The organism is Bacillus sp. NEB1478, assembly GCF_031582965.1.
In the GTDB taxonomy this organism is placed as follows: domain Bacteria; phylum Bacillota; class Bacilli; order Bacillales; family Fictibacillaceae; genus Fictibacillus.
This window is the reverse complement of record NZ_CP134049.1, coordinates 725,980-747,656: the sequence shown is the minus strand read 5'-3', so window position 1 is coordinate 747,656 and position 21,677 is coordinate 725,980. Positions and strand designations below refer to the sequence as shown.

Here is a 21,677-nt window from a genome sequence, read left to right as displayed (position 1 = left end):
TTGAGAGCAATGCTTTTTTTCATTACCAGAAAAGATAACTTGTTATCTAGATGATCTTCAATTCGATCTTTATGATTTTGTGGTTGTCATATAGTGATCTTTCAGCTGATCACGCAATGTTCGTTTTAGGAATTTCCCTACTGATGTTTTCGGAATCTCTTCCAAGAACACAATATCGTCTGGAATCCACCACTTCACGAACTGGGGTTTTAAATATTCCAGAATATCTTCTTTCGTCACCTTATCTGTTGCTTCTTCTTTTATAACAACACATGCAAGCGGCCGCTCCTGCCACTCCGGATGAGGAACCGCTATAACCGATGCTTCGAAAACATCCGGATGCGCCATGATCGCATTCTCTAAATCGACTGACGAAATCCACTCACCACCGCTTTTGATGAGATCTTTCGTACGGTCGACGATTTTCACGAATCCCTCTTCATCAACAGTTACGACATCACCCGTATGCAGCCAGCCGTCAACGAACGTTCCTTCTGTCCGGTCGTCATTGTAATATTCATCCGCGATCCAGTTTGATCTGAGCAGCAGCTCACCCATCTCGTTCCCGTCCCATTTCACTTCACCATTCGCACCAAGCACCTTCATTTCAACACCTGGAACAACGTAACCTTGCTTTGCTTTTATATCTAATTTTGCTTCATCATCCAAGTCCGTCTGATACGATTTTAATCGGGTTGAAATAACCAGCGGACTCGTTTCTGTCATTCCGTATGCATGCATGAACGGAATGTTATGCTTTTCTTGGAATGCTCGGATCATTCCTTTTGGCGCAGCAGATCCTCCGCATAAGACAGCTCGCAGACTTGAAGTTTCATAACTTTTTTGTTCGAGTTCACGAAGCAATCCCATCCATATGGTCGGAACCCCTGCGGTTACAGTTACCTTCTCCATCTCGATCAATTCTGCTAAAAGTTTTGGCGTAAACTGTGGCCCTGGCATAACCTGCTTTGATCCGAACCAAGTTGCTGCATAAGGAAGTCCCCACGCATTAACATGGAACATCGGAACAACAGGCATGCAGACATCACTTTCAGACACCGCACCGCAATCCGCGAGCCCCAGTGCCATCGAATGAAGAACCGTTGAACGATGCGTGTATGTTACCCCTTTTGGATTACCAGTCGTGGCTGACGAAAAACACATCCCTACCGGATCGTTCTCGTCCACATTTTGTGGAAATTCATAATCCGGGTCACCTGTTTCCAGCAATTTTTCATAATGATACAAAGGCTGTAATGGAGATTGCGGCAGTTCGTCTTCATCCGTCATTAAAATATAGGCTTTTACGTTTGGAATATGGTCTTTTAGATGTTCTACAAGAGGCAGGATATCTTGATCGATTAATAAAATCTGATCATCGGCGTGATTGATGATAAAGGCAACATGCTGTGGAGAAAGGCGGATATTAATCGTGTGAAGGACAGCTTCAACACCTGGAATCGCAAAGTACGCTTCGAGATGGCGGTGGTGGTTCCAAGCAAGAGTTCCAACCCGCTCCCCTTTTTGGACACCAAGGCGCTTTAACGCACTCGATAATCTTCGCGTTCTTTCACCAATTTCACGGTAAGTGAAATTACGTATTCCTGACATTGTCCTGCTCGTTACTTCTTTTTTTGCAAAATACCGTTCAGCGTGCTCCAGCATACTTGTTACTCGAAAAGGTACATTCATCATCATGACTGCTTCTCCTCCTTTTAATAGACAAATACATTATTGTAAGCGCTTCCTCTCAACTAGTTCCCTTTACCTATAACAGATTCCTTCCATGAAATGCACATTTAGACGAGGATTTTAATGGAAATGTAAAAAAACAAAACCTCGATCACATACGATGGTCGAGGTCTGAAACTTTATTTAATATGATTCTTTTATTGTAATGGTCGATTAAGTAGCCGATTCCGAAAACAAATAGAAGCGTCCCTATTCCGATACCCATTAAATGATGTTGCAATAAAATGATTAAGATACTGATTGACAAAGGAATGGACATGCAAAAGATCGTTCCTACCGTATAACTTTGTTTTAATTTTGCAAAAGCCTGCAACAAATAATCAAAAGGCAGATAAACAGAATCCAGTTGAAAATAAATGCAAACGGCTATGGCCACAAAATTGATGCCAATTAATAAATAAAGACATCTGAAAAGCATGCTTTCCGGTACATAAATGAGATGGTGCAAATGAACAAACACATCAATAAATAGTCCAAAAACAAAAGCAAGAGCTACGCTTTTTATTATAACGGACAAAGTAAATCGCACCTTCAGCAAATAACAAAGAATAAATGAGAATACGTTCAAAAGAATAATGCATACCCCAATCGATATCGGAAGCATGGAGCCAATGTTTTGACCGGCAGAAGTCCACGGGGCACTACCAAGATTGGCTACTATCATAAAACTATTTCCTAAAGCATTTAAAAGAATCGAACAAATAAACCATAAATTCACTTGAAGAGGTTTCATCGGTGTCACTTCTTTCATTCTGTAAGTTTCTTTCAGTTAGTAAGTATACTCCTTTTTTACAAATTTTGCAGAGATTATTACTTTTAAAAAACACAAAAAGGAGCAGAATTTGCTCCTTTTTGTTTCAAGTGGTAAAGTTTATTTCCGCTACAGGATATTTGCTTTCCGCGGGGCGTGCGGTGAGCCTCCTCGGCGCAATGCACCTGTGGGTCTCACCTGTCACGCTGCTCCCGAAGGATTCTCGTACCTTACGCTTCAATCAACTTCTTTTTAGGCAATTCCATTTAAAATACTTTTGAATAAGCCAAACTAAAAAGAAGCAGAATTTGCTCCTTTTTAAATAACAGATTTCTGTATGTTGATCGCTTTTCGAATCGCTAGGATCGTTCCTACATGAATACCCTCATGATAAAACGTGCGTGGAAGCACTTCTGCAAAACTGTTCATGCCAAGCTCTGTTAGTTCGTCCAATTCTTGATCGAGACGATGGCCAAATTCGTGCTTAATGTGCTCGACCTGTTCCATTAATCGGTTGCGTAATTCTGAAAGTGTCGGGGGTGTCTGTTTCCAATCCTCTGGCTTCGTACCGTAGCCAAACAATTCACGATAATGTCTGGGTGATGGATTATCTTCTCTCGTTTTGTGATAGAGCCAATCATATTGATCTAAATAAATGTGGCCCAAGTTCCAGCGAATGTTGTTGTTGAAGCCGTCTGGAATAAAGTCTGCTTCCTCTTCGTTCAGTCCTTCCATTACGCTTAATGTATTGTGACGAAAAGCAGAGAGTTGTTTTAAAAGAATTTCATTTCTCACCTTCAAAACCTCCTAAAACTCACAAAAATATTAGCTATAATGTTTTCTCCAAAGATTACAGTATTCCTTTATAAAATTCTCAGCATCTTTTCAATTTAAAAAACACACCCCTCAAAAAGGGGTGTGCCCGTCATCATTAATATTTAATTTAAGTTTATACTTCACCAGCAATAAGGCCGTATTTTCCGTCTCTACGTTTGTAAACGACGTTCATTTCACCAGATTCGGCATTATTGTAAACGAAGAAGTTATGACCTAAGAGATCCATTTGAAGAATAGCTTCTTCGGTATCCATCGGTTTAAAATCAAAGCGTTTTTCACGCACGATTTCAAATTCTTCTTCTTCATCTAACAGAGCAGTGGATACACCCTCTGTTCCAGTTGCAAACATGTGTTTAGCACCTTCACTGTTTCTAGTTTTTCGGTTTACTTTTGTTTTATGTTTTCGAATTTGTCTTTCAAGTTTTTCTACCACCAGGTCGATCGCAGCGTATAAATCTGTATGACGCTCTTCTGCGCGAAGCAGGAGTCCCTTCATGGGTATCGTTACCTCAATTGATTGTTCATTGTTATAAACTTTCAAATTAACATGAACATCTGAGTTTGGAGTTTCGTTAAAGTATTTGGTGAGCTTCGTTACCTTCTTCTCTACGTAAGCCCTAATGGCTTCGGTCACCTCGATGTTTTCTCCACGAATGTTAAATTGCATAACTTAACTCCTCCTTTCGGTGATGTATATATATTTCGATATACCCGAAAAGAATTCCTCCGTAACATTTAAAATATTTTGACAATTTATTAATGTATTTCGACAAAATCTTTACAAACTTAATAAATCAATATTCTTCCTCACTTTTATGAACCTTTTGAAAGTACCCAAATCGGCTCCCCGCACGAAAAGCAATCTGAATAATCGCCACAAATCCTATACTAATATAAAAGCCGACACGCTGATTATGGTGAAGAAGAGCACCGCCTATACTAAAAAGGATTAAAAAAATTCCAATATAGGAAGCAAAAGGTGTGGAAAAATAACTGGAATCACTTTCATCATCCAGCTGTCTTTTCTTTTTGATGTGGGAAGCCAATATGATCATCCAGTTTAAAATGAGCATAATTCCTGCAGCTGTCGTCATATATTCATACACGGTATCCGGTAAAAAGAAAGACAGAATAACTGTCACACCAAGACCTGCTCCACTTAAGAGCAAGGCACCTGTCGCTACACCTTTTTTGTTTTTCTTTTCAAGCCTTGCTGGCGCATCTCCATCTTTTGCAAGAGAAATCATAATACTCGTTATCGAGAACAGCGCGCCTACCATTGTCGAAAAAGCCGCTGAAATTAAAATGACGTTAAAAATACTATCCAAATAAGGTATATGAAAGTTGGATAGGGCCTCAACAAAAGGGCTTTTCTCTTCATTTATTTTTGTCCATGAAACGACACTTAGTATAAGAAAAATACTTCCTATATAAAGAACTGTCAGCGCTAATACTAATGACCTTCCTGCAAGCGGAATTTCTTTTGGATGCCTAAGTTCATTCGACAAAACCCCCAGCATTTCAATCCCGCCATACGAAAACAAGATAAAAATAAGCGCAGACCAGAATCCTGTAAAACCATTCGTAAATAAACCGTCTTTGAACGCATATGACCAGCCTTCAGTTACTTCCTTGCCTGGGTGAATCACTCCCGAAATTACCAATGCAATAAACCCTATAAAAATAATTAGTGTCGCTAATTTAATGACCGCAAAAAATGATTCAACGGTCCCAAACTTTTTCACACCAAACAAATTGATACCCAAAGCCAGCACCGAATAAATGATCGCAAATATCCAGAGAGGCACTGACGGAAACCAAAACTGAGTAAAAATAGACAAAGCTGTCACTTCACTCGACATGATTAACACACCAGCAATCCAATACACCCACCCGCTCGTAAATCCCATCACGTGACCAAAAGCTTGTCCTGCATATGTACGAAATGAGCCAGCTTGCGGATCACGAACTGTCATTTCAGCCAGTGCATGGAATACAAAAAAGGCAGTTAACCCTGCGAGCAGATAGCCAATAAGCACAGAAGGACCAGCAGAATGGATGGAGAGACCAGTCCCGAGGAAAAATCCTGCTCCAATCACACTCCCTACCCCGATCAATGAAAGCTGCCACCAAGATAGCTTTGGCGATTTCCCTTGTTCCATCTTCTTTTGCTGAACAGCCGACACCGTTTGTTTTGTAACATTCTTTTTATGCATAATTGACCTCCTTTCTCTACTCTTACCCTCTACCTCCCAATTTTTCACAAAAAGAAAAATAAAACCTTACCTCTTTATTGTGGTTCAAAACGAGAAGATTTATATTGAATAAAAAGAGATAATTAAACATTTGTTTAAAATGAGGTGTAATTGATGAAGAAACTCTGGATTAGAAATGACGAATTCACAATTCACACGGACAAGAAACACCTGGATATGAACGTCATTTATGAGTTTTTAAAGACTTCGTATTGGGCGAATGGGATGTCTAAAGAAATTGTGAAAAAATCGATTGATCACACACCTTTGTGCTATGGGGTATATGAGGGAAATCCTGATGAGGATAAAAATGCTAACCAAATTGGATTTGCAAGAGTGATTACCGATTTCACAAGGTGCTCCTGGCTAAGCGATGTGTTTATTCTGCCCAAGTACAGAGGAAAAGGATTAAGCAAATGGCTGATGCAAGTCATCACATCCAATCCAGATTTGGAGGGTACATCCTTTCTGCTTACGACCAAAGATGCCCATGGATTGTACAAACAATTTGGTTTTCAGGAATTAAAATCACCTGAAAGCAAGATGGAGAGACCGATCAATATTGCTGTAATTGAAAAAAATCATCAAAGCCAGTGAAAAAGGAAACGACTCAAAGAGGGATGAACCTCAATGAGTCGTATTTGTTAACTTAAAATCTATTTTTCCACTTTTTAATACAATTTTATTGAAAAATATGGACAAGAACGTTAAATAGGACTTCCTATCCTAAGTTTTCGTGCAAGTTTTGCTCGTCACTGACAATGAGATTCGCCGCTTATCAATCCAATCATTTGTTCATTTAGAAGCAAAGAGGTCGAGAAAGTGAAGTTTCGAGGAATGGAGCGTATTATAATACGTGAATACCGCAGAAACAATACTGACAAAGAGATCTGCAGCTTATAGATGAACAAATCAAATAAAAACCCGCCTGTAAATTTACAGGCGGGATCTTAGTTATGGTCATGGTTTTAAATTATAGTTTAGTAACGTTAGCCGCTTGAGGCCCACGTGCTCCATCTACAATATCAAACTCAACTTGTTGACCTTCGTCAAGGCTTTTGAATCCGTCAGTATTGATTGCAGAGAAATGTACAAATACATCGTCTCCGTCTTCGCGTTCGATAAATCCAAAACCTTTTTCTGCGTTAAACCATTTTACTTTTCCTAACATGCCTTTCACAATCCCTTCATCATGCGTTTATCTTTGTATAGAATCTCTATACACTTCATAGTATGACACACACCCAAAAATGTTGTCAAAGGCTTAAGATTAGCGAAAAATAAGAAGTTTTGTCGATTTTTTTCGGTTAAAATATCATGTAAAAACGCAAGAAAACTCTTCCTCTTTATCCACTAAATGTACATACTATTACATTCCTTTATAAATCGTTTAACATTGAGGTTACATTCATGCTTGGGCTGTTCTTATTTTTACCCTTTTTTGTTAGTGTTGTTTGGTGGATTTTGAATAAACACATCGACAATACTAACTAACTAAGAGGGATAAATATGATAAAAGAATGGAACTTATTGCGAACAATTGCATGTCTGACCATTGTCTTTCTACACAGTACATCTAATATCGGATTAGTGACTGGCTTTCCAAAAACCGAATATTATCAATTGATGAGAATTATCCTATGTTACGCAACACCAACATTCGTTGTTTTATCAGAGATTATTTTAGCTAACCGATATCCAGAGAAACTTCCCGATCATTTTTGGTCTAAGCGTATAAAATGGATATTTGCTCCTTACTTATCATTTGCAGTCATTGATGCGTTGGTGAGCTTTCATTTAAATCCAAACGTAGATATTTCCCAAAAGATTGTTAAAAATATCTTTTTAGGCAGCTTTGAAGGTTATTTTGTTCTTATTATTTTTCAGTTTTATGTGCTGCACTACTTTGTTACGAAATACCGTCTTAAAATGGAATGGCTTATTCCAATAAGCATTTTATCTATGATCTTTCATTTTCAGATTCTTGAAGGTGACATTGCATTCGTAAAGGAAAACATGGGGATTTTCAAAATTCCTTTTACCGCTTGGTTTTGTTATTTTACGGTTGCCTATGTGATCGGCCGAAATTACAGCAAAATTTCAGCCGCTTTATTAAAGTATAAATGGCTGACAGCTGCGGGAGTATTGGTTTCCTTAGCAATCGTGTTCGTATTTTACAAGGCGGGATATACTGGAATCGGCTCACGCAGAATTGACTTATTACCTGTCAGTCTTTCAATAAGTGTAGCTGTTATCGCTTGGGGCCAGCTCATTAAAAAATCAAAAATTATAAATACCATCAGCAATTATTCATTCGGCATTTACTTGATACACTGGCAAGTACAACGCTATCTTGGAACATACGCAGCTCAAATTTTCGAAAACACATTTACTCGTGTCATGGCATTATTCGTTCTTTCATTAATCATTTCTATGGCGATTATCAAATTAATCTCCATGCTGCCGTTCGGAGCTTATATTGTAGGTAACATAAAACGAAAAATTCCTAAGTCACAGCGAAAAAATCTAATGAATGCAGCGTAGAAAGAAAAGGTAAGCCCCTCCGGCTTGCCTTTTTTTTATTCTATTTCAGGCTTGACCACATATAATTCAGTAGAACAGAGTATTGTTTTTAAACAGATGTTTAAAAGGAGGCAATGGACGTTGCTGAACATGATCGAAAAAGTCGTACTAGGAATGGCCGCGATCCGTATTCTTTCGGGAACTTTAGAAATCACCGCAGCTTTTTTTATGCTGCATTACAATACTGTCGAGCGTGCACTCGTTATTAATTCTTTGCTCTCCATTATCGGTCCTATCATCTTCTTCTCAACCATGACCCTCGGAATATATGGCTTATCCACAAAACTGTCCTTTACAAGTCTGCTTTGGATCATGTTAGGCGTAATTTGCATTGTTTATGGAATAAAAAAATAAACCTTAGCCGGTAGCTAAGGTTACTTCACTTCTTTTTATCAAAAAACATGCCGTCAGACGAAACCGATTGATACGGATTCGCATACTGGACATTGTTTATCTTTTTCTTTTTCATGAGTGTTAAGTTCTGCTTGATCTGGTCTAATTTAAGCGCTAGTAATGGCTCGATTGTTTCATTCAATTTCACAATCATCTTACCCATCCGCTTTTCTTCATCAGTATAGGATAAAGGAAGTTTGTCCATTATCGCTTGACGCTGCTCTAATAGTTCATTCAGCCTCTCGATATATGGTTCACGTTCTTCTTTTGGCAGCCCTGCATTCACGTGATCATGCAAATTTTTTGTGATTTCTAATAAAATCTTAACTGCAGACATTAAACTCTTCCTGTTTCCCCGTGCTGAAGTCGGCGGTTGATCTGAATAACCTCTTTCCACGTATTGCGGAAATCCGTTACATAGTCTTCAATCTCATCTAAAATTTCTACGTTGTTGTGCAGATTTACCTCAACTAAACGTCGGTTGATGTAATCGTACATCTGCATCATCGATTTTGAAACTTCTTGATCCATGTTTAATGTAACCATTAATTCTTTAATGATATTTTGAGCTTTTAATAAATTGGTGTTTTTACCTTCGATGTTTTTATTCTCGATCGCCGTTCGTGCGAGACCGATAAATTTCAAACATCCGTTGTATAACATAAGCGTCAATTCACCTGGTGACGCTGTTTGAAATGAGTTGTTCTGATATGCTTTATTCGCGCTAAGTATGGACATGTAAAATTAACACTCCTTTTTCATTCAATTACTGTCCGCCGCCAAACTGTTGCATTAAGTACATCGATTGCTGGTTAGATTGTTGAATGGCTTTTTCCATAGCTGTAAATTGGCGCCAATAACGATTTTCCACTTGAGTCAGCCGATCTTCGAAAGCCGAGATTCTAGAATTTACATCTGTCAGTTCACGACCGAGTGTAAATTGTGCATTAGTAAAAGTTGATTTTCCAGCCTTGCTTTCAATTTTTTGAATAGTACTATGAATTGTTTCCCGAAGATTTTTAGCGATTCCTCTTACCTCATTACCACCACTATCCGTAAATCCAGTAAAAAGCTTCATTACAGAATCGGGATTATCTGTAAGTGCATGCCGAAGTTTGTCTTCATCTATCTCTAATTTTCCTTTATTAAAATAGTTACCGGTTGTGATTCCAATCTCAGTTAGCTGATTATAATCGGAATATCCTGTATTCACTGTTTCATAAAGATTTTGTCTCATTATGTTTAGTCCATTTGAAAGAATGGAATCTCCACGAAGCATACCACTCTTGGCCTTTTCATCCCAAAGCTCTGCTTCCTTTTCAGAAAGGTCCTTACGCTGCTCATCAGTTAACGGAGGGAATTTACGGTACTTCGTTTCACTGATTTTTTTATTAATTGAATCGACTGTCTCGTTATATTTTTCAACAAAATTCTTAATAACATCCACAGTGGAGTCCAAGTTATTTGCAATACTAATATTTGCTTTACCTGCTTGCTGTAGAGTATAAGTAACCCCACTGATGTCAAATGTATTAGTCGCACGTGTTGTCTGGTAACCATTAATTTTAAAACTAGCATCATTTCCGGCAGTTTTACCAGTGATTTCTCCCGTTGTATTGGAGTATCCGAGCTCAGACATAAAGGCGGCTGTTGAAGCATCATCCACAACAATCGAAGAATTAAAACCAGTATCTTTTTTTGTTAAAACAAATTTTTGATTTTGTTTATCATAAAAAGCGGTTACACCAAGACCTGAAGTGTTAAATTTTGAGATTATGGTATCTACAGTATCACCGTCATTAATATCTATCGTTTTCACACCTTGATTTGTACCTGCACCATCCGTGACAGTAAATGTTAACGTTTTATTACCGACCGTCTGATAGCTGGTTAAATCCTTTGATCCACCTACCCAAATTGCTGAACTTGCTGTGGCTAAAACTTCTATATTAACCGATGTATTAACTGCCGTTCCGTTAGCAGTTGCCGATACAACACTTGAATTAGAATTAGTAACAGTTTTCGTAGTGAACTTCCCTTGCTTTCCTATACCATCAAAAATACTCTTATCCAAATCATCCAGGAGCTTGTTTATTGAACGATAATCATCACGTTGCCACTCTAATTGAGTTCTTTTCTGTGATAGTTTATCTAATGGTATTCTTTCTGCTTTCATCATGTCTTTTACAATAGAATCAATATCCATTCCACTTGCAAGCCCGCCAATTCTCATACCACTCACGGTTCTTCACCGTCCTTAAATTTTTTTATCCACGAAGATTCCCATAAAATCGATCATTTCAGAATACATGTCCAGAAACTTTTTGTTCGGAATCTCCCTCATTACTTCATGTGTCGTTTCATCTACGATTTGCACATAATACTCGTCTAGTTTTTCGTGAAGAACAAACTTTGTTGAAGTCTGACTCGGTCTTAACATTTCGTTCATTGCACCAATAATTTTTTCCAGCTTTTCTTTCGTCGGTTTTACTGTAACTGAAGCTTCGGCTTTTGAAGTATCGTCTTGTAGGTTTTGGCTTTTCAGCACAGGCTCAGATTTTTGAAAAACAGGAGAACTAATTGCTTTCAGTTCCACCTTCATCGCCCCTTTTATTTTTCTCTATCCGTTATATCGGATTATCCATTTAATTGTTGAGTTTGCCAGTTAAGAAAATAGGTAAAGAAAAAAACAAGACACCGTGGCCTTGTTTTTATTCGTCATTTTTTAGATTTGGTTCAGCTCCGCTTAATGGATTTTCTTTTCCGTTTGGAGCAGGGAAATCACCTTCGGGTAGATCTTTTAAATAATCCGTAAGCTCTGGTAAATAATATGCGGCAATCGTCACCTCATATTTTAACTGATCAGGTGAAGCTTCTGCCGCCGCCCGTTCTATTTCACTTAGTCCAGTAAACGTAATTCCTTCAATAACTGTAATGCGCTTCAAGTCCTCAATGGTACGTATGAACTTCATTAGTCCCTCATAGTTTTTAGATAGGACTGTCATCTCGGCGGTTATTTTTTTTACACCGTCAGGTAATGATTCCTTTGTTACGTTCACTTTAGAATCAGTGATTGTTTCAGTTTGTTCCGTCTTATCTGTTACAGGCGAATTGCTAGTTTCTGCAGCCTGTGCTTCTTGAGATTTTGAAGCTCGGTCTGTTTCTTCTTCATCAAGTGCATCATCAGAATCACTAAACTGCATGCTCAGAATCAGACTGTCCGACAAAACTTCTGCTTTTTCAAACTGGAGCAACAGTTGATCAACAAGTGGTTTCACGGGAACTTCCTCTTGAAGCGGGTATGTGTTTTCATCAGTCGTTTGAATGATGGAAATCGCTTTCTCTGATTGCTTTATAAAGGTTTGCTGCTGTTTGATTTCAGAATCTACTGCTGTGATATCAGCATTTAAAGGGGAGAGAACACCGAAATAACCGTACAATCCACCAATTAAGGATAAAATGAGCAATCCTGCGATTACATATAATTGAACTTTTTTATGATCAGTCATCATTCTTCACCTTTTAACTCGGTCAATTGATCTTTGTTAAATTTAATTTTGTATTGACCACGATATCTCGGCAGAATATTTTCAAATGCTGTCAAATCTTGACCTTCTTCAACTTCTTCTATATTGGTCGTTTCCATTTTTTCAATAGAAGCTTCGGTTAAATAAGGCGAGTTTGTGAGTTCATGCAAATATTGTGAAGTTTCATCGAGCGTATCAAATTGCGCTTCAATAGTGATTGTTGATTTTTCCTTGTACTCGTATTTTATAAAAAATCCTCTTTCAGGCAACAAACCCACAAGGTGCTGAAGAAGATCAGCAGCTGCAATATTCTTACTGCGTATATATTTAACTTTTTCAACTAGTGGAGAAGCTGAAATAGCTGGTGTTGTTTGATTTTGCATTTTCGCTTCAACTAGTTTTTTCTCCTGCTGAAGCAACTGCTCTTTTTCATGAAGAGTACCTGTATTCACATAATAACTTAATCCTAGCCATGTAAATAATCCTAAAAAAAGAGCAGTAGCAGCTATTAAAACCAACATGGTTTGAAACGACTTTTCTTCTTTTTTGGGAAGTAGATTAATATCAACTAACATCATAGCTGTACCTCTTTTAAACCAAGACCTAGGACAACATCAAATTGTGGTGCAAGCTGAGAATCTGATTGATCCAGGATGATAACAGGAACATCAAATTTTGCTTGTAGTTTATTTTGAATATATTTTAATTCCGGAAGTTCGCCAGACAGCACAATTTTTGTAATGCCTTGCTGACCATTATTCAAATTAAATTTATAGTAGGTGACAATTCTATCAATCTCAATAAGCTTGTCCTCGATCAATCCATGTATATAACCAGAATCACCTTTCCACTCAATAGCCTGTTGTCTAAAAGACCATTGTTTGATTTCACTCTCCATCTTTAAATGGTTGAAGAATAATGGTTTATGGTGGTGAAATACACTTAGCTTTACAGCCGGAATATCAAACTGCAAACAAAGAGTATGATCTTCTTCCGTAACTAATTGTTTTTGGTAGATGAGCCGATATAAGGCTACACATGATGCGTCCGCGATTGTTGGCTTTAACTTCGCATCTTCTAAAAGAGAAGCATAATCGGTCACCATTTTTTCAGATGCGGCAAACAGGAGAATCTCTCTCATATTTTCTTTTTTATCTAATAAAACATAGTCAAAGACAGGATCCTCAAATGGCAAATGGATAGAGTTGCCTAACTCCATGTAGAGGTAACCCTTAATTTCATCATCTTTATGTTCTAAAGGAATTTGATGCTTTCGGATGATGAGTTTGCTATCTGGAATAAGAAATTGAACTTCTCTGCCTTTAATTCCCCACTCACTCACACACTCTTCTAATAGAATGAGCAGCGTTTCTCGATCCAAAATCGCACCATCCTGTACAATTCCTTCAGGAAGATAACGTTCACCAAAGCTTTTAACCTCCAACAGCTCGGGCTGTCTCATGTCTAAATAACGGATCACATGATCTTGAATGACTAAGTTAATTCTCTTCTTATTGAAAAATCCTAACCCGAATCTCATTATGCCCACCCCTGCCATGTTTGTTATGACTGATTGAAAGATACACATTTTAAACAACTGTTTAAAAATACTCTAAAAGAAACTAGGGAACTATCAATTCCTTTCACCATTGCACCAGGGCTCTTGTTGGTGGAATCGTGAAAAGAATTCTTATTAAGTAGAACCCTCTCGTCTTTTTAGTCGAGAGGGTATACTTCTAAAATTATTTCCTAAATTCTATTCTTCAACTTTATTATCTTCAACTTTCGATCTTGCTAATTCAGTTCCACTAACACTTGTTATACTTTTTTTACTTCCAATTAATGTAACAGTATAAGTAAAGGTATTAGACCCTGAAGCTTTTGAAATAACAACCTTGCTTTTATCAACATCGTAACTGCCACCGTCTGGATCTTTTACTGTTTCTAATAGATCTTCAGTATTCATAGTTTTAAGAGTAAGGTCTGAAGGATTAGTAAAGTTTGGATTACTTGTTACATACATCTTGGCTGCATTTACCATTTGCTGTGCGTTTGCTACGTGTGCATCTTTCTTAGAGTTTTCCATAATCCCGCCAATACTCACAACTGCGATACCTGCTATGATTCCTAGGATTACAATAACAACTAGCAATTCGATTAGCGTTAATCCTTTTTCATTTTTTAAATGCTTTTTTAATAATGCTAACATGTGAATCCCCATTTCATTTTATATTTGGATGCTTTACTACCCTATTGTTTTATACACTTCAAACATCGGTACGATAATGGAAATAACGATCGTCCCTACAATGGACGCGAGAAAAACAATCATTAAAGGTTCTATTAAAGCTTTTAATCTATCTGTTGAAGTTTCTACTTCTTTTTCATAAAAATCAGCAACTTTAGCCAGCATTTCGTCAAGTGATCCTGTTTCTTCCCCAATCGAAATCATTTGCGTTACGAGTGGTGGAAAGATCCAGTGTTTTTTCAAAGGTTCCGTTAACCGTTGACCGGTTTCGAGCGCACTTCTTGATTCCCGGATCACTTTCGCAATAACTTCATTCTCTACTACTTTTTCCACAATCGATAATGACTGCAGAATCGGAACAGAGCTTGAGAAAAGGGAACTTAGTGTTCTTGTCATCCTCGCTAAAGCTGACTTTTGAAGCAGTTTTCCAAACACAGGTATTTTCAATATGACATAATCAAAATAATACCGAGTAGAGTCGCTTTTCCGAATAAAGAGAAGTGATAGATAAATAGAAATAAAGATTAATATGATCAGCCACCAGAAGGCTTGGACAAAATCACTGCAGGCAAGAACAAACTTTGTAATGCCCGGCAACTCTCCTCCAGCTTCCTTTAGCATTGTGGCAAATGTAGGTACCACTTTAGCCAATAAAAAGATAACAACAAATACCGCTACTACCCCAACAATCATCGGATACATCATTGCTGAAAGGATTTTTTGTTTTGTATAATGCTGCTTTTCAAAATAAGTGGCTAGCTGATCAAGTGTGTCATCGAGACTACCACTTGCTTCCCCCGCTGCGATCATGTTCACGACCATCGGCGGAAAAATCGTTCGGTGCTTACTCATCGCCATGGATAAAGGATTACCTTGCCGCAATTCCTCTTCCACATCTGCTAACACCTTACGCAATGCTTTACTTTCCGTTTGAGCAGATAAGATATTCGTAGAATCGACTACAGAAACACCTGCTCGCAGTAAGGTGGCAAACTGCCTAAGATAAATAACAAATTGCTGCGACTTTACTGGACTGCCAATGGAAATCTCTTTGTTCAATAATGATTGCTTCACTTCTTGAACATCTGTTACCGAAATCCCTTTTTCCTTCAGCTTCAATACAGCTTCCCGTCTAGACAGACCAAATATCGATCCTTTTCGTCTCTTACCGCTTTTGTCCCGGCCTACATAGCTAAATTGTGCCATCTCATCCCCCCTTCTCCAGGAGATACGGCTCTACAATCTCTTTTGTAACTTCATTTCGATCAAGAGCTTCTTTTGCCGACATTTCGAACGTGTGCATGCCTGCGTTCTTGCTGGTCTGCATGACACTGTGGATCTGGTGGATCTTCTCATTGCGGATTAAGTTCGCGATCGCTGGTGTATTCACCAATATCTCTGTAATCGCTTTGCGTCCTTTTCCGTCAATCGTTGGCAGCAATCTTTGAGACATCACCCCTACTAAAACAGAAGCAAGCTGAATCCTAATCTGTCCTTGTTGTTCAGGTGGAAAAACATCTACGATTCGATCGATGGTGGAAGAAGCATTTGTTGTATGTAGTGTCCCTAAAACAAGATGACCCGTTTCTGCTGCTGTAATAGCTGTTGCGATCGTCTCCAGATCCCGCATTTCTCCTACTAAAATGACATCAGGATCTTGGCGGAGTGCCGAACGAAGTCCATTTGCGAAATTGTTTGTGTCAAAGCCAATTTCACGCTGGTCTACCACGCACGTTTGATGACGATGCAGATATTCAATCGGGTCCTCTAACGTAATAATATGCCGGCTCATCGTCCGGTTCATATAATCGATCATCGAGGCGAGTGTTGTCGATTTTCCGCTGCCGGTTGGTCCTGTTACGAGAACGAGACCTTGGTGTTTGGTCGCCATTTTGCGAACGACTTCTGGCAGATTCAAATCTTCTAAACTAGGAATCGCTGTTGGAATGATCCGAAATGCTAGACTCACACAGGAACGCTGACGATACGCGTTCACCCTGAATCTCGACAACCCTTGAATGCCATAGGAGATATCAATTTCGCCCATTTCTTCAAAATCGGGATAATATTTTTCATCGATTACAATTTTTGCAATCTGAAAAGTATCATCAGGCTTTAACGGTTCACTTCCATACCGCTTCAGTTTCCCGTTAATTCGAAAAACAGGAGGCATTCCTACAGATAAATGAACGTCTGAAGCTTTTAATTGAAAAGCAGCTTTTAACCATTGCTCTAATTTTTCTTTCATGTCTGCACCTACTCGTTAGTTGCGACTCGTAAAATTTCTTCTGTCGTTGTTAATCCTTGTTTTACTTTAAGGAAACCATCATCAATCAAAAAGATCGTTCCGTTTTTCATGGCGTAATCACGTAGTTCGATAATCGGACGGTTGTTCATAATGAGCTGGCGGATATGCTCGTCAATCACTAAAATCTCATGAAGTGCTATTCGTCCTTTATAACCCGTCATATTACAAGTACCGCATCCTTTTCCTCGAGAAACAACATCCACCTTAATCCCGCGCTTTGCAAAGATTTCTTTTTCACGTTCTGTTGCTTTAAACGTTTGTTTACAATCACGGCATATTTTTCGAACGAGACGCTGCGCCACTACTCCTGAAAGGGAGGCTGCTACTAGGAAAGGTTCTACTCCCATGTCGGTTAATCGGGCAATTGTACCAATGGAATCATTTGTATGAATCGTACTTAAAACAAGATGACCCGTTAGAGAAGCACGGACTGCGATTTCAGCTGTTTCGGTATCGCGAATCTCACCGATCATGACAATATCCGGATCTTGACGAAGTATGGACCTTAGTCCACTTGCAAATGTAAGACCAACCGATGCATTCACCTGGATTTGATTAATGCCTTCAAGCTGATACTCAACTGGATCCTCAACGGTTACAACGTTAACTTCCTCAGTGTTCAGCTTATTTAAAGCCGCATATAGCGTGGAAGATTTCCCTGACCCAGTAGGTCCCGTAATGAGAATAATTCCATTCGGCTGTTTAATTAAGCTCTGAAACCTTTGGAGATTCAGTTTATTGAATCCCATATTTTCAAGGTTGTTTAGTGTGCTGCCTAAATCAAGGATCCGTAAAACAATCTTCTCACCATAAATCGCTGGCAATGTCGAAACCCGCAGATCGACCGGATGCATGTCCAAATTGAGTTTTATCCGGCCATCTTGGGGCAGACGGCTTTCCGTAATATTCAAGTTCGCCATGATCTTGACCCGTGCTGTTAACATACTTTGCATATGCTTTGGCAAGCTGCGTTCTGTTTTCAGCATGCCGTCGATTCGGAAACGAACGACGAGTTTCGTCTCTTGCGGATCAAAATGGATATCACTCGCTTTTTGTTGAACCGCCTGTTGAATGATCTGGTTGACGAGTTTGACGATGGGAGAGTCATCTTCTGTTATTCGGCTGTCATCCTTTTGCAAAGTACTTTGAGGCAAAAGTTCCAAAAGCTCTTCCATCGAATCATCAATATCGTAGTATTTATGCTGAGCCCGAATGATGTCGTCTTTGGCAGAGATCGCTCTTTCAATTTGAAATCCAGTCGTTAAGCGCAAGTCATCGATTACGGTAAAATCCATAGGATCAGACATCGCAACAAAGAGCTTATCGCCATCTTTTTTGACTGGCATCAAGTAATTTCTTATTGCAAACTCCCTTGGTACGATAGAGATCGCCTGTTCATCAATCGGATAACGGTAAAGGCTGATGTGAGGAATACCAAGCTGGAATTCCAACACTTCGATCAGCTGCTGCTCAGATAGAAACCCCTTCTCGATTAAGGCATCTCCAAGCTTTTGTTTACTTCGCTTTTCCTTTAACGTTTGCTGAAGCAGTTCTTCTGTAATGAGACCTGATTCAACTAACAGATCACCCAGCCGTTTCTTTTGAATCATCATTTCGTGTCACCACCACTCACTTTTGTACCAGTGCTTCCCCCTTGATTCACAGTTTGCGAACCAGCCTGCTTATCTGTTCCTGGAATGCCAGGTATTACAGGCTTTGTTGTTACCCCTGGCAAATAATTAGGATACACAGGATACGGATAATAAGGATATGTTGGTATAACTGTTCCATCGGGATAAGTTGCCGATGGATTGCCGTCAGATGGCGTTCCTTCTGTTGGTGTTCCCGCACTAGGATCTGTTTCAGGAGCCTCTTCGGTCGGGAATCCTCTTTCTTCAAGACGATGTTCCGGTGGATAAAAATCTTCCGCAAATTTCATTGTTTCCACTTTTTCCGTTCCTTTATATGACTCACGATTAACAGTCGTTAAATAGCCATCACTTCCCGAGTCAACGAGTACAGAACTTAAAAAACTAGAAAGGTTCTCATTAAAGTGAATAATCGTTTTTGGTTTAAATACTTGTGTTTCCAATTTAATTTTATACGTGTACGGAAAAGGAGCGCCTACGATTGAGGTCACTAGCGTATTTCCATTGACTAAAAACTTCAGTTTATAAGCCGGAGCATTGGGATTTTGAAAAACAAAGTCCATATCCTCAGGCTTCACATTCGCTTCATAGCCTAACTTAACGTAATCGGGCAGTTTTCTTGATGTATGACGTTCAACAATCGTAAAGTTCGTTTTTTGAACAGCCGCATAAATGGCGCTGGATAACACATTAATATCAATGGAATCTTGAGCGGTCATACCTGATTCTTGTATCGCCTGGATCAGAGAGAACGTTTGTCCAGGTTTAACTTCATAATCATCCAAACCTTCAATCCAATCCTCTAATAAAACATGTTCACCAGGTAACGCAATTGAACTTTCACTAACGACCTCTTCAGGCTGGCCGTATGTAGTAAGAAATTCGTTCACATTTAACTCCAGATTCAAAGTTTGTAAATCCGCACCAAGTTTCTTCAACCGGGCATATAACATTTCTTTATCTAATAATTGATCTAAACCATCTGCCTTTAATTGGGCAATCGACTTGTCAACTGCATCTTTATTTAAATCAACAAGGAGATTAGTAGATTTAGCTGTATTTTGGATGCTGTCTTCTGCTCGAAATGTCCAAGCTTCAGGATCTACTGTGACAGTTTGTTCGTTATACTTCAGAACGACTTGAGAATTTTTTTGCCAATCTGATACTTTTTTATTTACTTCGGCCACAGCTTCATCGCTCGTAAGGTTTCCAACTGCAATAGTACCTACTTTTACACCCTTATTGATCACATGCTCTTCGAATAAATTAAAGTATAAGTTTGTTAATAAAGAGCTGAAAACAAAGAGAAAAAGAGCCGTAAGACTAATGGATACAAATATTATGAGAAAGCTCTTCGGATTGAATTCTCTTTTAGCCATAAACGACACCTTTTAAATCAATCACTTCTAGTTCGCTAATACGTTCTTCAACTGCAGTGGCATCAACTGTTAATTCATTCAGTACTTCTTTTATTACATCAATAAATTCATTTTCCTCAATTACATTTAATTCTTCATAAACGGGTATTTGTTCTCCTACCACATTTACCTCAGTTTCACGAGTGAGGTCTTTTTCTTCCACCAAATCTACTAACTTATCATTTTGTTCTTCTACAATAGTATTTTCACTATGTGCTGAATGTTCCGTTTGAGTTGCTTCATTTAAGTCTTCTAGTTCCTCTAAAAGAAGTGAACGCTTCAGCATAGCCTCTTTCAATTCTTCATCGGTATGTATAGTTGCTTTTTGGAGTTCTTCTTCTATAATTTCTCGACCTTCTGTTAAAAAAGCAAATTCATCATCCGTAATTACTTCAAATGGAATTACTTTTTCGGTAATTTCAACGTGAATTTCTTCTATTGTTAGTTCTTTTATATCTTCTAAATCGGCTAAAATTATTTCTGACTCACTAGTAATAGATTCTAACTCAATTTCTTTAGGAAGATTCATATCTTCTATTTCCAGATCTTTTATGGTCACAGCCAGATCCATTGTCTCAATATTGGAAAGATCGTTTTCTATAATCAATTGGTCTTCCATGATAATTTGGGCTGAATCCGTTTTTTCTCCATTTGCACCTTTAACAGCCCTACGTTTTTCTACAAAATAGGAAGCGATAAAAGAAACACCAATCATCGCGCTTACTGACATCCAGTAAGAAAACATATCTAAAATAAATAATCCGCCCATAGCTACCATAAATGATAAGCCTAATACAGCCATTCTATATTTCAAAGGAACATTCGAAGGAAAAAAGTACAACAAAGGACTTATAACTATCGTAAATAGCAATAATATGATAATTTGCGTCAAATTATTATTCCTCCATTTCCAAATTCCGTTCTTTTTCCCTATAATACTACAAAGTTACTAAAAAATATCCATATATAACAAAAATATTCTAAAAATATTGTATAATAAAGCAAAACAAACGATAAAAGTAGTATTTTAGACCTACACTTTAAGTATTAGGAGGTGTGCTATGCTCTCGGAAAAAGGTTTTTCATTAATTGAAGTGCTTGTTTCTTTATCGATTCTGTCTATTTCGGTCATTGCCATATCTTATTTTTTCACACAAGCCAATGAAGTATCTGCCGGAAACAACAGCAAACTCGTTGCGACAAACCTTGCCAGAATGACACTTGTAAGAGTCCAGCATGACTACACTTCTTTTGGAATAACAAAAACAGCTAAGGTTTATAATCAATCCAACTGCAATCCCACTGGATGCCAGCCTTTATATGAGTCAACTATTAATAATAAAAAGTATGATATCGATATTACGGTAAGAAGCCAGACAACAGAAGAAGCAGAAATTAAACTCTTTCCCGTAACGATTAAAGTCAACTATAAAACTATGCGAAACAACCTTAAAAGTACGATTGTAGAAGGGTATGTTACAGATGCGAATTAAGATTCTTAACGAAAGAGGATTAACCTTAATAGAATCTCTCCTTTCCCTTGTACTTTTTTCGATTATCGGAACGGTGGTTTATTTTGTGTTGATTAACGGACTGAATACTGAAAAAAAAATCTATTCAGAAACCCTGATTCGTGACGAAGCAGATCTTGTCATGTCGCAAATAATTAATGAACTATATACAGCATCCGTTTCTAAAGTTACCGATATTTCAACGACTACTCAAAACCTGCTGAGCTATCAAGGAGCTGTTAATAACGTAACGACTGTCGGTTTTATAGGAGCCAATCCTGTCATCGACGGTAAATCTATCAGCTCGAACGGATTTGATTTCACCAACTCTACCATCGAAAAGTCTGGGAACAGCGTAGTCATTATTCTAAATGTAAAAAGCAATAAAAATAAAAATGCAAAACCATTAACACTTGAAAGCCAATTTGGACTTTTGGAGGAGTAA

General features: G+C 38.3%; 24 protein-coding genes. 5 read left to right on the top strand and 19 right to left on the bottom strand.

Annotation, left to right across the window (positions count from 1 at the left end; genetic code table 11):
- Positions 1-69: 69 nt before the first annotated feature.
- From RGB74_RS03480 to RGB74_RS03460, 5 genes are all read right to left on the bottom strand, one after another.
- Entirely contained in the window at positions 70-1,698 is a 1,629-nt protein-coding gene (locus RGB74_RS03480; RefSeq protein ID WP_310761608.1) for a long-chain fatty acid--CoA ligase, read from the bottom strand.
- Positions 1,699-1,843: 145 nt separating this feature from the next.
- On the bottom strand, positions 1,844-2,503 hold the full coding sequence (locus tag RGB74_RS03475; protein WP_310761607.1) for a DUF6198 family protein: 660 nt from the start codon (positions 2,501-2,503) through the stop codon (positions 1,844-1,846).
- A 318-nt stretch (positions 2,504-2,821) separates the two neighbouring features.
- Positions 2,822-3,298, bottom strand: coding sequence for a DinB family protein (locus tag RGB74_RS03470; RefSeq protein ID WP_310761606.1), 477 nt, complete (start codon positions 3,296-3,298; stop codon positions 2,822-2,824).
- Between the two features lie 154 nt (positions 3,299-3,452).
- Positions 3,453-4,007 carry a ribosome hibernation-promoting factor, HPF/YfiA family gene (hpf, locus tag RGB74_RS03465; RefSeq protein ID WP_310761605.1) on the bottom strand — a complete coding sequence of 185 codons (555 nt, stop codon included), beginning with the start codon at positions 4,005-4,007 and terminating at the stop codon, positions 3,453-3,455.
- A 127-nt stretch (positions 4,008-4,134) separates the two neighbouring features.
- Entirely contained in the window at positions 4,135-5,556 is a 1,422-nt protein-coding gene (locus RGB74_RS03460; RefSeq protein ID WP_310761604.1) for an amino acid permease, read from the bottom strand.
- A gap of 153 nt (positions 5,557-5,709) precedes the next feature.
- On the opposite strand from RGB74_RS03460, the gene RGB74_RS03455 reads away from it, so the two are divergent.
- On the top strand, positions 5,710-6,192 hold the full coding sequence (locus RGB74_RS03455; protein WP_310761603.1) for a GNAT family N-acetyltransferase: 483 nt from the start codon (positions 5,710-5,712) through the stop codon (positions 6,190-6,192).
- 376 nt (positions 6,193-6,568) lie between these two features.
- On the opposite strand, the gene RGB74_RS03450 is transcribed toward RGB74_RS03455, so the two are convergent.
- The gene (locus tag RGB74_RS03450; protein WP_066245425.1) at positions 6,569-6,766 is read right to left on the bottom strand and encodes a cold shock domain-containing protein; all 198 of its coding nucleotides are present in this window, start codon (positions 6,764-6,766) and stop codon (positions 6,569-6,571) included.
- A gap of 338 nt (positions 6,767-7,104) precedes the next feature.
- On the opposite strand from RGB74_RS03450, the gene RGB74_RS03445 reads away from it, so the two are divergent.
- Positions 7,105-8,139, top strand: a complete 1,035-nt coding sequence (locus RGB74_RS03445) for an acyltransferase family protein (RefSeq protein WP_310761602.1) — start codon at positions 7,105-7,107, stop codon at positions 8,137-8,139.
- A gap of 129 nt (positions 8,140-8,268) precedes the next feature.
- A complete protein-coding gene (locus RGB74_RS03440) occupies positions 8,269-8,532 on the top strand; it encodes a YqhV family protein (RefSeq protein ID WP_310762780.1) in 264 nt (87 codons plus the stop codon).
- Positions 8,533-8,557: 25 nt separating this feature from the next.
- Here RGB74_RS03440 and RGB74_RS03435 read toward each other — a convergent pair whose 3' ends face one another.
- The 13 genes from RGB74_RS03435 to RGB74_RS03375 form a co-directional block, all read right to left on the bottom strand.
- Positions 8,558-8,908, bottom strand: coding sequence for a flagellar protein FliT (locus tag RGB74_RS03435; protein WP_310761601.1), 351 nt, complete (start codon positions 8,906-8,908; stop codon positions 8,558-8,560).
- A complete protein-coding gene (fliS, locus tag RGB74_RS03430; RefSeq protein ID WP_310761600.1) occupies positions 8,908-9,309 on the bottom strand; it encodes a flagellar export chaperone FliS in 402 nt (133 codons plus the stop codon). The genes RGB74_RS03435 and fliS overlap by 1 nt, the downstream gene beginning before the upstream one ends.
- Positions 9,310-9,337: 28 nt before the next feature.
- Positions 9,338-10,804: a flagellar hook-associated protein 2 gene (locus RGB74_RS03425; RefSeq protein WP_310762779.1), complete on the bottom strand. Its 1,467-nt coding sequence runs from the start codon at positions 10,802-10,804 to the stop codon at positions 9,338-9,340.
- 24 nt (positions 10,805-10,828) lie between these two features.
- Positions 10,829-11,167: a flagellar protein FlaG gene (gene flaG, locus RGB74_RS03420; protein WP_310761599.1), complete on the bottom strand. Its 339-nt coding sequence runs from the start codon at positions 11,165-11,167 to the stop codon at positions 10,829-10,831.
- A 115-nt stretch (positions 11,168-11,282) separates the two neighbouring features.
- The gene (locus RGB74_RS03415; RefSeq protein WP_310761598.1) at positions 11,283-12,080 is read right to left on the bottom strand and encodes a hypothetical protein; all 798 of its coding nucleotides are present in this window, start codon (positions 12,078-12,080) and stop codon (positions 11,283-11,285) included.
- Complete coding sequence (locus tag RGB74_RS03410; RefSeq protein ID WP_310761597.1) at positions 12,080-12,676, bottom strand: PilN domain-containing protein; 597 nt, start codon at positions 12,674-12,676, stop codon at positions 12,080-12,082. Before RGB74_RS03410 ends, RGB74_RS03415 begins: the two co-directional genes overlap by 1 nt.
- Positions 12,673-13,638, bottom strand: coding sequence for a type IV pilus biogenesis protein PilM (gene pilM, locus RGB74_RS03405; RefSeq protein WP_310761596.1), 966 nt, complete (start codon positions 13,636-13,638; stop codon positions 12,673-12,675). The genes RGB74_RS03410 and pilM overlap by 4 nt, the downstream gene beginning before the upstream one ends.
- A gap of 216 nt (positions 13,639-13,854) precedes the next feature.
- Positions 13,855-14,307 (bottom strand): type II secretion system protein, encoded by a 453-nt coding sequence (locus RGB74_RS03400; protein ID WP_310761595.1) that lies wholly within the window; start codon positions 14,305-14,307, stop codon positions 13,855-13,857.
- A 36-nt stretch (positions 14,308-14,343) separates the two neighbouring features.
- Positions 14,344-15,552 (bottom strand): type II secretion system F family protein, encoded by a 1,209-nt coding sequence (locus tag RGB74_RS03395; protein WP_310761594.1) that lies wholly within the window; start codon positions 15,550-15,552, stop codon positions 14,344-14,346.
- A 1-nt stretch (position 15,553) separates the two neighbouring features.
- Positions 15,554-16,594, bottom strand: coding sequence for a type IV pilus twitching motility protein PilT (locus tag RGB74_RS03390; RefSeq protein ID WP_310761593.1), 1,041 nt, complete (start codon positions 16,592-16,594; stop codon positions 15,554-15,556).
- An 8-nt stretch (positions 16,595-16,602) separates the two neighbouring features.
- A complete protein-coding gene (locus RGB74_RS03385) occupies positions 16,603-18,267 on the bottom strand; it encodes a GspE/PulE family protein (protein WP_310761592.1) in 1,665 nt (554 codons plus the stop codon).
- Positions 18,264-19,682 carry a VanW family protein gene (locus RGB74_RS03380; RefSeq protein WP_310761591.1) on the bottom strand — a complete coding sequence of 473 codons (1,419 nt, stop codon included), beginning with the start codon at positions 19,680-19,682 and terminating at the stop codon, positions 18,264-18,266. The genes RGB74_RS03385 and RGB74_RS03380 overlap by 4 nt, the downstream gene beginning before the upstream one ends.
- On the bottom strand, positions 19,675-20,613 hold the full coding sequence (locus RGB74_RS03375) for a hypothetical protein (protein ID WP_310761590.1): 939 nt from the start codon (positions 20,611-20,613) through the stop codon (positions 19,675-19,677). Before RGB74_RS03375 ends, RGB74_RS03380 begins: the two co-directional genes overlap by 8 nt.
- Before the next feature lie 169 nt (positions 20,614-20,782).
- Between RGB74_RS03375 and RGB74_RS03370 the strand changes: the two genes are divergently transcribed.
- Both RGB74_RS03370 and RGB74_RS03365 read left to right on the top strand, forming a co-directional pair.
- Positions 20,783-21,214 (top strand): type IV pilus modification PilV family protein, encoded by a 432-nt coding sequence (locus RGB74_RS03370; protein WP_310761589.1) that lies wholly within the window; start codon positions 20,783-20,785, stop codon positions 21,212-21,214.
- The gene (locus RGB74_RS03365) at positions 21,204-21,677 is read left to right on the top strand and encodes a prepilin-type N-terminal cleavage/methylation domain-containing protein (protein WP_310761588.1); all 474 of its coding nucleotides are present in this window, start codon (positions 21,204-21,206) and stop codon (positions 21,675-21,677) included. Before RGB74_RS03370 ends, RGB74_RS03365 begins: the two co-directional genes overlap by 11 nt.